The organism is Candidatus Palauibacter sp. (assembly GCF_965261555.1).
Lineage (GTDB): Bacteria > Gemmatimonadota > Gemmatimonadetes > Palauibacterales > Palauibacteraceae > Palauibacter.
On sequence record NZ_OZ253465.1, the window covers coordinates 319,438 to 333,035 of the forward strand.

At 68.7% G+C, this 13,598-nt stretch carries 8 protein-coding genes; 3 read left to right on the forward strand and 5 right to left on the reverse strand.

Annotated features, from left to right (window positions below; translation table 11 throughout):
- Nucleotides 1–12: 12 nt before the first annotated feature.
- The 4 genes from ACQY5G_RS01365 to ACQY5G_RS01380 all read right to left on the reverse strand — a co-directional run bounded on the left by ACQY5G_RS01365 (nt 13) and on the right by ACQY5G_RS01380 (nt 5,753).
- A complete protein-coding gene (locus ACQY5G_RS01365) occupies nt 13–363 on the reverse strand; it encodes a phage holin family protein (RefSeq protein WP_428276298.1) in 351 nt (116 codons plus the stop codon).
- A gap of 34 nt (nt 364–397) precedes the next feature.
- Nucleotides 398–3,559 (reverse strand): peptidase S9, encoded by a 3,162-nt coding sequence (locus tag ACQY5G_RS01370; protein WP_428276300.1) that lies wholly within the window; start codon nt 3,557–3,559, stop codon nt 398–400.
- A gap of 212 nt (nt 3,560–3,771) precedes the next feature.
- Nucleotides 3,772–4,428, reverse strand: coding sequence for a septal ring lytic transglycosylase RlpA family protein (locus ACQY5G_RS01375; protein WP_428276302.1), 657 nt, complete (start codon nt 4,426–4,428; stop codon nt 3,772–3,774).
- Nucleotides 4,407–5,753: an alkaline phosphatase PhoX gene (locus tag ACQY5G_RS01380; protein ID WP_428276304.1), complete on the reverse strand. Its 1,347-nt coding sequence runs from the start codon at nt 5,751–5,753 to the stop codon at nt 4,407–4,409. The genes ACQY5G_RS01375 and ACQY5G_RS01380 overlap by 22 nt, the downstream gene beginning before the upstream one ends.
- Before the next feature lie 228 nt (nt 5,754–5,981).
- Between ACQY5G_RS01380 and ACQY5G_RS01385 the strand changes: the two genes are divergently transcribed.
- On the forward strand, nt 5,982–6,782 hold the full coding sequence (locus ACQY5G_RS01385; protein WP_428276305.1) for a TonB-dependent receptor: 801 nt from the start codon (nt 5,982–5,984) through the stop codon (nt 6,780–6,782).
- A gap of 23 nt (nt 6,783–6,805) precedes the next feature.
- The gene (locus tag ACQY5G_RS01390; protein ID WP_428276307.1) at nt 6,806–7,588 is read left to right on the forward strand and encodes a hypothetical protein; all 783 of its coding nucleotides are present in this window, start codon (nt 6,806–6,808) and stop codon (nt 7,586–7,588) included.
- 15 nt (nt 7,589–7,603) lie between these two features.
- On the opposite strand, the gene ACQY5G_RS01395 is transcribed toward ACQY5G_RS01390, so the two are convergent.
- Entirely contained in the window at nt 7,604–10,789 is a 3,186-nt protein-coding gene (locus ACQY5G_RS01395) for a WD40/YVTN/BNR-like repeat-containing protein (RefSeq protein WP_428276309.1), read from the reverse strand.
- Nucleotides 10,790–10,963: 174 nt separating this feature from the next.
- On the opposite strand from ACQY5G_RS01395, the gene ACQY5G_RS01400 reads away from it, so the two are divergent.
- On the forward strand, nt 10,964–13,591 hold the full coding sequence (locus ACQY5G_RS01400; protein ID WP_428276311.1) for a TonB-dependent receptor plug domain-containing protein: 2,628 nt from the start codon (nt 10,964–10,966) through the stop codon (nt 13,589–13,591).
- Nucleotides 13,592–13,598 lie beyond the last annotated feature (7 nt).

A 13,598-nucleotide genomic window follows, 5' to 3' on the forward strand; every position in this document is an offset into this window, starting at 1 on the left:
GGCCGTCTTCGGCTACTTCTTCCTGCGCGGCTTGAGGAAGACGTGTAGCACCGTCGCGACGATCGACATGACGAGCGCGCCGCCGACCGCAGCCGCCAGGCCGTCGAGTTCGAAACCCGGGATCAGCGAGGCGGCCAGCTGGAACATCAGGCCGTTGAGGACGAAGTAGAAGAGGCCCAGCGTCAGAACCGTGATCGGAAAGGTCACGACACGCAGGATCGGCCGGACGACCGCGTTGACGAGGCCGATCGCGAGCGCCCCTCCGATGAGCGCTTCCGGACTGTCGACCCGGACCCCGGCGAGGAGCCGCGCCGTCGCGTACAACGCCGCAGCGTTGATCAGCCAGCTCCGGATCAAGGCCATGAACCGCCCGCCGCGGCGATCACCGCCACCGCCGTCAGAATCCGGGCGTCAGATTGAACTGCCAGATCCAGCCCTTGTCGGGACGATCGAACGGCCGCACGAAGCTGAGTTCGCCGATCATGAGGCCGAAGAGGTTGACCCGTGCAAGAAGGCCGGCGCTCGACACCCAGTTCCGGTCCTCGAACGAGCAGTTTCCATCCGGGCAGTTCAGGGGCGTTTCCCCCGACCACGCCTTGCCCATGTCATAGAAGAGGCCGACTTCGATCGGCGGTACGCCCGCGGCCCGGATCACGCCGATCCCGCCCAGGAGGGGAAGCCGCAACTCCACGTTGCCTACCGCCACGCGGTTGCCGATGAGATTCGCGATGAGAGGACAGTTGAAGAACGCGGCCTGACCCGAGCTCGTGCACTCGACGACATCGATGGACCGGTTGTCGTATCCGCGAACGAGGGATGGCACCCCGAGGTAGAGTCGGCCCAGGCGCGGGTCGTCAGCTCCGCCGCCCCAACGGCCGAAGTGGAGGGCCCGTCCGGCAACCGTGAAGGGCCCGGCACGAACATACTGCCGAACGTCGCCGGTTACGGTGAGGAAGTTGAGGGTTCCCACCGCCGGCTCCACTTCCAGACGGTAGCGCCGCCCGGCGATCGGACTCGTGCCGCCAAAGATCGAACTGTCGTATACGAGGGCCGCGCTTCCGCTCGCCGTGTACAGCGACTCAAAGGCGCAGGGCTGACGGCCGAACGACACGATCTCTCCCACGCAATCCGGCAGATCCGTTTCCTCGTTGAACAGCAGCTGACCCGTGAAGGCGTCGAAGCCGAACTCCTCGATCTCGCCGGAGAAGTCGATCTGGCGTGCCGAGGCGGAGAACTCGACCCGCGAGTTCCGGTTGAAGGGATAGGCGACGATCCCGGTCAGTTCCCGGTTGATCTCGAACCAGCGGAAGTCCCGGAAGACATTTGCGTACCGGCCCTCGATCTGACCCGACTGGAATCCGATCTGGCGCGTGACCAGCGGCACCTGGCCTCCAATCATCGCCCAGTTCCAGCGGCTGGACCGGTTCTCGTAGCCGGCGAGGAGCGCCGTCCCCTGCACCAGGTCCCCGAAGGTCGTATTTACCTGCAGGATGGTCTGCAGCGTGCGGTTGCCGAGCAGGTCCGAGAAGAAGAGACTCGCGCCGCCCGCGAAGAAGACCCCGAAATCACTCGCCCCGAACGCGATGGTGGGCTGCGAGATGAAGTCGAGGGACAAACGGGACTGGAACTCGCCTTCCTCGAAGGTGATCGGGTCGGCCAGGCCGAGGCGGGCGTTGGAGAGCAGTTCCGCGTGCGTGGTGGACATCCGTTCCCGCGGCGGGATGATCGAGGCGTCGACGCCCACGAGCATCTCCGGCGCCGGCACCCCGGCCAGGACCTCCGGGTCGTCGATCACATAAATCTCGTAGCTGAACGGCCCGCCCTTGTTCACGCTGAACGCGACATCGCCCGTGCCGCGGGCCACCGACACGGCCGGGCTGATGGCCGTGAGTCCGCTCACGCCGGTCCACAGGTCGGTGACCAGGTACCGCTCCCGCGTCTCGAGGTCGAGCCGATAGAGATTGGCGATCCCGTCGTGGTCCGACACGAAGTACAGGCTCCGTCCGTCCGGGGACCACTGCGGGTTGTAGTTCCTGAACTGGTCGTCGAAACCCGGCAGCGGCTCGATCTCTCCGCTTTCCAGATCCAGCAGCGCGACCTGGTAGGTCCCCGGGACGAGCAACTCCAGGTCGGTCGTGAAGCGGTCCGTCGCGAACGCCACCGACCGGCCGTCGGGCGACCAGGCGGGCTGGAGGTCGGCAAAGGGGTCCTCCGTGAGCCGCCTCAACTGCCCGGTCTCGACGTTGATCACATACAGGTCGGTGAACCCGGCGGAGTGTCCGCTGAACGCGATGTGCGACCCATCCGGCGACCAGCTCGGCGTGAAGATCGCGCCCAGCTGAAACCCCTCGACCGGGATCTCCCTGACGATATTTCCGCTCTCCGCCTCCATGACCGTGAGCAGCGGATTGCCCGTCTTGATGCCGGCGACCGCGAAGAGCCGGCCGTTCGGGTGCCAGTCCCCCGCCGAGTGGATGAACTGGAGGCTCTCGAAGTGCGGGTCGACCGCGTTGTTCGTGAGGCGACGCTTCACCTCTCCGGTGCGGGCGTCGGCCCCGAACATCTCGATGGAGAAGAGGTCGCTCTGCGAAACGTAGACCATGTCCAGGCCGTTGGGACTCAGCGCCGGGCCAAGATGGAGCTTCCCCTCATCGGGAGGCTCGTAGACGACGCGGCGCCCGTAGTCGTCGGGGGAGCGGGTCTCCTGGCGCGCGTCCGCGAAATAGGTCTCGAGTTCGCTCTTCCAGCGGTCCGAAAGCTCTCCGATCGGCACCTCGAGGACGGCTTCGATCGCCGCCAGCGCGTTCCCCGTGCGCGCGGCGAGATTGAGAATCCTGCCGATCCGGTCGTCCCCGAACGCGCCGCCGATGTAGGACCAGAAAGCGTGGCCGTAGCGGTACGGGAAGTACCGCCTGTCAGCGAGTTCCGGAATCGTCGGGAACCCGTCCTCCAGGTCCAGGGCGTCCCGCATCCACATCGTCGTGAACGGGTCGATGGGTCCGATCGAGAGATACTCGGCCATGCCTTCGATGAACCACAGCGGGAGCCGGATCGCGCCGGGCACGTCCAGTCCCGGGCCTCCCGTCCCCTGCCCCGTCATGTCGAACTGGAAGGCGTGTACGAGTTCGTGGCCGAGCAGGTGATCGGTCTCGTGCAGCGACACCATCATCGGCATGACGAGCCGCCGCTTCAGGATCTCCGTGAAGCCCTGCGTGCCCTCGTCGATGAACTGGCCGGAGGTGTTCGTCTGCTCGAAATCCGGATGGTCGGCGTAGAGGATGATCGGCTGGCGCTGGCGGAACTCGTGATTGAGCACCCGGGAGAGGCGGGCGTACCAGCGCTCGGCGAGGCGGCCCACCATCTGCGCGCCGACCGCGCTCTCCTCGTAGTAGTAGATGTCGAAGTGCTGTGTCTTGAGCACCTCGAAATCGAAGGACTCGTAGACCACCTTGTTTCGGCCGAAATACCGGCCGGCCTGCCCCTCCAGCGCGGCAGCGGCGGGCCCCGAGAAGACCGCGAGAGCGGCGAGCGCGACGAGCGCGTGAGTTCTCCGAAGCATACAACCTCCACCAGGAGACCACTGCTTTCGACCTTCCCGGGTTCCTGGACCCCGGGGGGCCGTGCCGTATCGCGGACGGCAAGCAGTCTGGGGATTCCGAAAACTACCCGCGGCACCGGACCTTCGCTAATCCCGCGTCAGTGTCGACACTAGCACGACTGAAGCGCGTGCGAGGTCACGTCCTCGCCGGCCGTCGGTTTCCCCCACGACCATCAGCAGCGGCGCATGAACCCGCCCAGCGTTTCGCGTACGCGGCCGGCCGCGGGCTCGTCCGCGAACGGGCCGGCCACGACGCGGTACATGTCTTCGTACGGCTCGATCGAAGCTTCGAACCCCGCCCGCTCGACCGCCTGTCGTTTCGCCTCGGCGCTCCGACGCTCCCGAAAGGCCGCGACCTGGACGACGACGCAGCCGCCGCGCGCGGAGACCGCGTTCGCCGTCTCGATGATCGTAATCCGCACGCGCGCCGTGCCGGGGCCGATCATTCCGAGCGCCCTCGCGGCGGCCCGGGACACGTCCAGGATGCGCCCGCGCACGAAGGGGCCGCGATCGTTCACGTCGAGTTCGATGGAGCTCCCGTTGTCGAGGTTGTCCACGCGGATCCACGTGCCGAACGGGATCGTCTGGTGGGCGGCCGATATTTCATCCATGTCGTAGGTGCCCCCGGCCGCCGTCGTCCGACCGTGAAACGGCTCCCCGTACCAGGAGGCGATACCGGTCTGCGTCCAGCCGACCGCGTAGAGCGGAGGGTCGGTGGACGGCGTGGTCGCGAGCGGCACGGACCACACGCAGGCCTGCGCGGAGAGCGCGATGGCGAGGGCCGCGCCGAACGCAGCCCTTCGCGGGCTCAGAGCGGCCCCCGCTCCCAAGGTCCCCAGATCGCGTACGTCTGGCCGAGGTTCCCCGCACCCATCGAGATCGTGTCTCCCTGGAGGTTGATGAAGAGCGTCCGGCCGTCGGGCGTGAAGCAGGCGCCGGCGAACTCGCGCACGTTCAGGAGATTCCGGGCGAAGGGGAAGATCTCCCCCTCGGGCGACAATCCCCGGAGGTGCGTTTCCCCGGAGTTGTCCTCGCAGATGAGGATCCCGCCCCGGGGACTCACCGTGAGGTTGTCCGGACCGGAGAGCACGTCCTCCGACGGCGACTCGAAGACGAGCGCGAGCGCGTCTTCGTCCGGCACGTACCGCCAGACCTGGCCGAGCTGGGCGTCGCCCCCGTTCGTCGCGTGGAAATAGATGCTCCGGTCCCCGTACCAGCAGCCCTCGAGCCGGGAGAACCGGGCTCCGCCCGCCTCGAACCCCTCCGCCCACACCGTGGTCGGGCTGCGCTCGGCCTCGGGGGGGTCGGGGTTCTCGATCGGCACCCATTCGACTTCACGCCACGCCCCCGGCTGCTGGCCGGTGCGGAGATCCACCTGCGGCGCCCCCCGTACGGCGAGCATCTCCAGAATGCCCCCATCCCGGAGAACGCCGGGGGTATGGGGGCGGAAGCGATAGAACCCCGAGCGACGATTGTAGTCTTCCGTCTCGTAGACGAACCCCGTCGCGGGGTCCACCGCGATGGCCTCGTGCGTGAACCTTCCCATGTCCCGTATCGGTTCGGCCCGGACCGGTTCGTCCGCGTCGGCGGGAACCTCGAACACATACCCGTGGGGCGCCGTCCAGCCTCGACCCGGTCCGAAGGTCGTTTCCTCGCACGTCAGCCAGCTGCGCCACGGCGTCGTCCCCCCTGCGCAGTTGATCATCGTTCCCCCCGCGCTGACGAAATCCCGCAGGAGGACCGGACGCCCGTCCGCCTCGATCCGGACTTCCAGCGTCGTCGTGCCCCCGCCCGCCAGCGGATCGTACGCCAGTTCGGGGGGGACGAGCGGAACCGCAACGCCGGGGGGATCCTGATCTTCATGGTTTCGCACGAGGCGGACGACGTCGTCGCTCACCGGGAAGAGTCCCATTCCGTCGTGCGCGCGGGGCGTGGGCCGACCGTCCGACATCGGACGGCCCTCCACCCCGAGGACGGCGTAGGAAAACCCCTCCGGGAGGGCGAGTTCCGGGCCCGCCGGGCGCAGGGGTCCGTATCCGGCGGATCCGCGAGCCGTCCGGCGCGGGGACACGGCTGCGGGTCCGGCACACGCGGCGAGACCCGAGAGCGAAGGCGCGAGCGCCGCGGCCCCCGCCCAGCGTCCGGCGCGGCGCACGAAGTCTCGTCGGTCGATCTTGCTCAGCGGCTCCTCCGTAGCGGCCCCGGGGCGGCACCCGCGGCATGTTGCCGGGTATAGGGAGTAACCGGGGTCGTCGACTTCCTGAACGGGCCCCGGACTAAACGCAAAACGGACGCGGAGTATCCTAAAAGGTCGGTGGGTCGCTCGCACCGCGACAACCATCGGCACTGTGCCCGCACGCGCGTGCTACAGCCGAGAGAACGATTGCAGACGAGAGGGATCGACATGCGGCACTCGCTCTTGCGCCTTCCGGGGCCCGTTCTGTTTCTGGCCATTGCGAACACCGCCGCAGCCCAGTCGTTCGTCGACTTCTGCCCGGGCGGCGACGAAGCGACGCAGGCGGCCGTGGTGGGCTATGTGACGGACCCGGAAGCGGAGACGATCGTACCTGGCGCGACCGTGGCCGCGAGCTGGGTGCAGGACGACGAGCGCCACCGCATCGAGGTACAGACGGACATTCAGGGTCTTTTTGCGGTCTGCGGGCTGCCGCAGGACACGGAGGTCACGCTGCGGGCCCTTCTCGGAGACCGGCGCGGGGAGGCCGTGCCCTACGCGACGTCCGCTCCGCTCGCCCAGGCCGACCTCTTCATTTCGCTTACCGGGGAACCCGAGACGAGGGAGGAGGTCGGATCGCTGGCCACCGGCGGCGGCAGGGGCCAGGCATTCAGTTCGGAAGTCATCCGCGCGGAGGATCTCCTTCATCTGCCCGAGATGAGCGTGTACGAACTGCTGCGCCGGCACCAACTCCTCAGATTCGACCGCATGAGCACGCTCGGCGAGGTCATCCTCCTCACGTCCGCGACATCGAGCCTCCGGGCCGGTCGCCTGCAGTCCGTCCAGGTGAGGATCAACGAGCGGCGGGAGGTGGACGGCGTCGCGGCGATCCGCGACCTGTCGATCGACGAGGTCAGCCGGATCGAGATCCTGACGCGTACCGAAGCTTCCGCGCGCTACGGCGGAGATGGTTTCGTCGGAGCGATCGCGATTACAACGCGAGGCCGCTAGCAGCCCGAGGGAGAGCAGTCGACATGTTGTACACGTTCGTGCGCCTTTCGGCGCCCGCCTTGATGCTCGTGGTCGCGAACTCCGCGGCCGCACAGTCCTTCGCCGATTTCTGCCCCGGCGGGGACCCGGAGACGGAAGCGGCGGTCGTGGGTTACGTGACGGATCCCGAAGCGGAGACGATCGTACCCGGCGCGACCGTGGCGGCGAGCTGGGTGCAGTTCGACACCCGTCAGCGCGTCGAAACCGAGGTCGGCATGGAGGGCCTCTACGCCATCTGCGGGTTGCCGCAGGACATGGAGGTCTCGTTGCGCGCCGTCTTCGGGGACTGGCGAGGCGAAGCCGTCCCGTACACCACGGCCGTCACGCTGGCCCAGCAGGACCTCTCCCTCTCGCTGACCTCGGACCCTCGACGGAGGGAGGAGGTCGGATCCCTGGCCGCGGGGGGCAGCCGGAGCCGGATCCTGGGCTCCGAAGTCATCCGCGCCGAGGATCTTGTGGATCTGCCGGAGATGAGCGTGTACGAGCTGCTGCGCCAACACTCGCTCCTGAAATTCGACCGCATGAGCACGCTCGGTGAGGTCATCCTCCTCACGTCGGTGACGTTGAGTTCGTGGGGATCCTTCCGGGAGCAGGCGATGGAGGTACGCATCAACGAAAGGCGCGAAGGCGATGGCGTGAACGCGATTCGCGAGCTGTCGATCGACGAGGTGAGCCGGATCGAGATCCTTTCGCGCACGGAAGCTTCGGCGCGCTACGGGGGCGACGGTTACGTCGGCGCGCTCGTGATCACGACGCGCAACCGTTAACGGGACGGGCCCCGCTCAGGGGACGAGTCTCACGAGTTCGGCGTAGGTCGTGCGCTCGATTTCGTCCACCGCCGCGGTTCGCTCCTCGATTCCGACCCCCAGCCGGGCCAGCAGATCGATCTGTCCCTGCGTGGGCGGGCCGTCTCCCATCGAGGCGAACCCCATGAGCCGGGCCAGCTTGCTGTCGATGCCCGTCGGGTTCGCGATCAGGTCCTGACCGGCGCGAGCCCGGTACTGCACGAGGCGCTCCTCGACGGGGTAGAGTTCGCCGTTCAACTCGGAGAACGCGGCCTGCAGACGGTCCCCTCCCCCGCCGCGTTCCACGGCCTGCTCGGCCCGGGTGCGCAGGTCCCGGATCCTCGCCACGAGTTCCATCGTCTCGGTCAGGCGATCCCTCGCCTCGAGCAGGAACTCGAACTGTGCGCGCAGTTCCTCGTCCGTCACGTCCACCCTCGGATCGCGCACGACCGTGAAGGGCTGCGAGAGGGTCCGCTCGCCGAGATCCAGCTCGACGGTGTAGTCGCCGGGCGGCACGCGAGGACCCTGAGCGTTTCCCTGGAAGACGGCGCCGTCGAGCACGTCGGCCGGCTCCACGCGCAGGTCCCACACGAAGGTGTGCGCGCCGACGTCGGCAGAGAGCGCCGCGCCGCTGCCGCCCAGGCCGAAGAAGCCCGCCCCGGCCGGCTCCGGGGCCGACTCGCTGGAGAACTCGCGGATCAGCGCCTCGCCTTCGCGGATCCGCAGCGTGATCCCGCCCGGCGCGGCCTCGGGCAGGTAGTACGGGATCACGACGCCATCCGGCGGATTCGCCCCGGCCGGATCCCCCGCGCCCGGCCGACCCATGGTCGAGAACAGGGCGGCGGGTGAGGCGCCCGGATTGAACCGGGTCGTGGTCGGCGGACGGAAGAGCCTCGGCTCGCTCGCCGCTTCCCCGGCCGCGAGCTGGTGGAGCAGGTCCACGTTATCCAGGACCCAGAACGAGCGCCCGTGCGTGGCCGCCGCGAGGTCCCCATCCCGGAGCACGAGGTCGTGGATGGGGACGACCGGGAGGTTGAGACTCAGCGGCTGCCAGGAGTCCCCGGCGTCGAACGAAACATGGACCGTGCGTTCGGTGCCGGCGTACAGGAGCCCGGCCCGGCCCGGATCTTCGCGGATGACGCGCGTGAAGTCGTCGTCCGGGATCCCCGCCGTGATCCGTGTCCACGTCTCCCCGTAGTCCGTCGTCCGGTACAGGTACGGGGCATGGTCGGAGAGCTTATACCGCGTCGCGGCCACGTACGCCGTCGCGGGATCGTGGAGCGATGGCTCGAGGATGGAGATCAACGCAAACTCGGGCAGATCCGGGATCGTCACGTTCTCCCAGTTCGCGCCGCCGTCGCGCGACACGTGGATGTATCCGTCATCCGATCCCGCCCACAGGAGCCCCGGCTCGAGCGGCGATTCTGCGAACGCGAAGATCGTCGCGTACCATTCGGGACCGTACGCCTCCCGCGTGATCGGCCCCCAGTACTCTCCCGTTTCCTCGTCTTCGTATGCCGGGGTCGGCTCCAGCGTCCTCGGGTCGGCGCGCGTGAGGTCGGGGCTGATGATCTCCCAGCTGTGACCCTCATCCGTCGTCCGGTGGACGTGCTGCGACGTCACGTAGAGGACGTCCGGATCGTGAGGCGACGTCATCACCGGGTACGTCCACCAGAACCGGTAGTTGATGTCGGCCGAACCCCAGCCGTAGTGCGTCTCGGGGTTCGGGGAGATGTCCCGCACCTGCCGGTTGCGGTGGTCGTACCGGTACACCCAGTGGTGATCTCCCGCGTAGACGATGTTCGGATCCTCGGTGTTCACCGCGATGTAACCGTCTTCGCCTCCGCCCACGGTGTACCAGTCCTCGATGCCGATGCGGCCGAAATCCGAGCGGACGGGGACGGAGATCGACGTGTTGTCCTGCTGGGAAGCGTAGAGCCGGTACGGCGTCTGGTGGTCGGCGGTCACGTGGTACATCTGCGCCGTCGCCTGATTGAGAAGACTCGACCACGAGAGGCCGCCGTCGAAGCTCACCGCGGCGCCGCCGTCGCCCCCGTTGACCATCCGCCGGGGATTCGCGGGATCGATCCACAGGTCGTGGTGATCCGGGTGCGGCGTGAAGACGCGCTCGAAGGTCTCGCCGCCGTCCGTCGACTTCCAGAGGAAGACGTTGAGGACGAAGACCGTGTTCTCGTCGCCGGGGTCCGCGACGATGTGGTGGTAGTACCACGGGCGCTGCAGGAGGTCGGCGTCCTCGTTCACGCGGGTCCACGTCTCTCCCGCGTCGTCGGAGCGGAAGATCCCCTTCGCTCCGCGCGCCGCGTCGACGATCGCCCACAGACGACCGGAGTTCCGCGGCGAGACGGTGATGCCGATCTTTCCCTTGAGACCGGACGGGAGGCCGGGATTGTCGGTCAGCTCGGTCCACGTGTCGCCGCCGTCGGTACTCTTGAAGAGTCCGGTGCCGGGGCCCGCGCTGCGGAAGCCCCAGGGGAAGCGCCTCAATTCCAGGAACGACGCGTAAAGGATGTCCGGGTTCGCGGGATCGAGGACGAGATCGATCGCGCCGGTGTCCTCGTCCCGGTAGAGGACCTTCTCCCAGTTCGCGCCGCCGTCGCGCGTGCGGTAGACGCCGCGCGCCTCGCTCGCGCCCCAGGCGTCGCCGAGCGCCGCCACCCAGGCGATGTCGGGGTTCTCCGGATGTATGCGCACGCGGGCGATCTGAAGCGTCTCCGCAAGCCCGAGGTGCTGCCAGCTGACGCCCCCGTCGTCGGAGCGGTAGACGCCGTCGCCGTGCGAGGCGTTCCCGCGGAAGCAGGTCTCGCCCATGCCGACGTAGACGATGTCGGGGTGGGAAGAGCTGACCTCGACGGCCCCGACGGAGCCGGTGCCGAAGTAGCCGTCGGAGACGTTCCGCCAGTTCGCCCCGCCGTCCCCGGTCTTCCAGACGCCGCCGCCGGCGGTGCCCTGGTAGAAGACGAGATCGTCCGTGGGGTGGCCGGCCACGCCGAGCACGCGGCCGCCGCGGGTGGGTCCGATCGAGCGCCATTCGAGGAGATCGAGCCAACCGTCGTCGACGGGCTGGGCGTGCGCGCCCGCGGAAGCGGAAGTGCCGAGCAGCGCCAGCGCGAGCAGGGTCCGTGCGATTCGGGTCGTCAGTCGGGCGATGCGGGATTCTGCCACGGTTGCCGTATCCTTCGGAAGTCGTTCAGTGCGGCCGAGCCCCGAATCTTGCGCTCCATCCGCGCGCCGTACAGCGCGGGAGGATGGATGCCGGCGACGGCCGGGGTCCGGCGGCGACGGCCGGGTCCGGCGCCGCACGTTGGCGCTCGACGCGAGCGCGTGAGAACATGCGGGATGACCGACACGCGGATCTCACCCGCGCGGTTCCAGCTCGGGACGCTGCTGCTCGCCGCCGCCGCGGCGTACTCCGCCGCCGCGCCCCGGGCCGCCGAGGCGCAGGCCGGCCCGTCGGGTCGCGCATCCGCGGACACCCTGGCCTACGAGCGGACGAACGCGTCCATCGAAGTTCTTTCGCGAGCGGAGCTTTTCGAGGCCGGACAGGCGGAACTCGCTTCCGTCCTCAGCGAACTCCTGCCATCCGCCTACTTCCCGCGCCGGCAGCTCGCGGATCTCACGTCGGGCGTTCGACCCTTCCAGCTGCGCGGGCTTTCGCCGGACCACACGCTCGTCCTCGTGAACGGGAAGCGCCGCCACGCCACGGCGGTCGTGCACACGCTGGGCGGCGGCGCCTTTCCGGGCGCGAGCGGCGTGGACATGAACGCCTTCCCGCTTCAGGCGATCGACCGCCTGGAGGTCGCGCGCGGCGGAGGCACGACGCGGCACGGCTCCGACGCGATCGCCGGGGTCATCGACGTGCGTCTCCGGAACACGGTCTCGGCGCCCGAGTTCATCGCCTCCGTCGGCCACCACTTTCCGGACGAATGGGATGACGACGGACTTCGCTACGACCTCTCCGGGAACTGGGGACTCGGCATCGGCCGCAGCGGGACCCTGAACCTCACGGGCGCGTTCAGCCAGCGGGAACCCGTGAACCGCGCGCGCGCCGATGGCCGCGACCAGCTCCTCCCGGGGGACGCGGACTTCGTCGACCAGGGTCTCGTCATCCGCAAGCACAACGAGGTGGCGCAGCCGAACCACCTGTGGGGAGACGGCGAGTCCTCGAACTTCATGTTGTTCGCCAACCTCGAACTCCCCCTCACGGCCGCGCGCGCCGACTCCGGCGGCGCCGAACTCTACGCGTTCGGCGGCTACAGTCGGCGCCGGGACCTGCACTCGGGCTTCTTCGTGCGCTCGATGGAGGACCGCAACTGGCCCGGGATCCATCCGCTGGGCTTTCTGCCGAGCTTCGACACCGATACGCGGGACGTTTCCCTCGTCACAGGCCTCCGGGGAGGTGTGGAGGATCGGCGGGGGGATGGGTCCGAGGCCGAGGCCGGGGATGGGTCCAGGAGGGGTTGGAGCTGGGATCTGAGCGCGCAATACGGGGCCAACCGGATCGACAATGAGCTGTTCGATACGCTCAACCCGTCGCTCGGGCCCTGCCTCGAGTCCGCGTGCGCGCCCGGCGCGGACGGGATTCCCGGCACCGCGGACGACCCGGGGATTCCGAACCGCACCCGGTTCTCCACGGGCGCGCTCGAGAACCGGCAGTTCCTTGCGAACGCCGACGTGCGACGCCGGATCGAGACGGGACTCGGCGCGGGGCCGCTGAGCCTCGCCCTCGGGGCGACGCTCCGCGTCGACGGGTACCGGATTCTGGCGGGGGAACCCGCGTCGAGGATCGACGGTTTTCACCCGACCCAAAGCGGCGGCGTCGCGGCGGCGGGCGCTCAACGCTTCACCGGTTTCCGGCCGGAGGAGACCGGGAGCTGGTACCGGTCGAGTGTCAGCCTCCACGGTGACGTAGACGCGCCGCTTGCGCGGCAGCTACGGGTCTCCGCGACGGGACGCTACGAACGCTTCAGCGATGTCGGCGGCACGCTGAACGGGAAGCTCGCGTTGCGCCTCGCCCTCTCCGGGACCGCCGTCTTCCGCGCGAGCGCGTCCACGGGATTTCGGCCGCCCGCCTTGAGCCAGTCCCACTACGGACACGTCGCGGCCGGGCGTCGCGAAGGCCCGGACGAGCCGGGCGCGATCCTCGGGTTCGAGGCGGGCACGTTTCCGGTGGACGCGCCGGAAGCCCGGGCCGTCGGCGCGTCGCCCCTCCGGGGGGAGAGGTCGCGCTCCGTCGGCGCGGGGTTTGCGCTCACGCCGGCCGACGACCTGCGCATTACGATCGACGGCTATGCGACGGACGTCGACGACGCCGTCCTCCTCTCCAACCGGCTGGAGACGGGCGCCAGCGGCCTGGTCGAGCTTCTGCTGGCGGACTTCGCCGCGGAATCGGTCCGCTTCTTCGCCAACGCGATCGACCTGCGGTCGTACGGCATCGATGCGGGGGTCACGTGGGGGCGGCGGCTCGGGGAGGCGTCACGCCTTGAACTCGGGGCCTCCGCGAACTGGGGACAGGTCCGCGGGCGTTGCCCCGACGGCGACATCGCGGCCTGCGCGAAGGAGAACGAGGCGCTGCGGGACGAATCGTTCAGGATCTACGACGGGTTCGACGTCTTCTTCCTCGAGGAGGGACGCCCGGACTGGCGCGGCAGGTTCAAGGCGGGGTTCACGAGCGGAGCGTTCGAGTTCGGCCTCGGGGCGAACGTCTACGGGGCGCAGGAGGAGCTGCGCGCGCTCGGCGTCGGAGAGCACCCCCACAGGATCCGACTCCTCGAACCGAAGGTCATCTTCGATGCGGGAGTCCACATCGATCTGGCGGAGAGGTGGCGCCTCACGGTCGGCGGCGAGAACCTCTTCGATTCCTTCCCTACGCGGGTGGACGCGTTCGGAGGGATCTTCCCCTACCGCTCATTCTCGGCGATGGGCTTCAACGGCCGCTACCTGTACGCGCGCCTGCAGGTCTCCTAGCGGCTCC

Excerpts from the sequence above, each read along its gene's own strand:
- ACQY5G_RS01370 (WP_428276300.1), bottom strand. The coding sequence starts at position 3,559 with ATGCTTCGGAGAACTCACGCGCTCGTCGCGCTCGCCGCTCTCGCGGTC.
- ACQY5G_RS01365 (WP_428276298.1), bottom strand. The coding sequence starts at position 363 with ATGGCCTTGATCCGGAGCTGGCTGATCAACGCTGCGGCGTTGTACGCG.
- ACQY5G_RS01390 (WP_428276307.1), top strand. The coding sequence starts at position 6,806 with ATGTTGTACACGTTCGTGCGCCTTTCGGCGCCCGCCTTGATGCTCGTG.
- ACQY5G_RS01400 (WP_428276311.1), top strand. The coding sequence starts at position 10,964 with ATGACCGACACGCGGATCTCACCCGCGCGGTTCCAGCTCGGGACGCTG.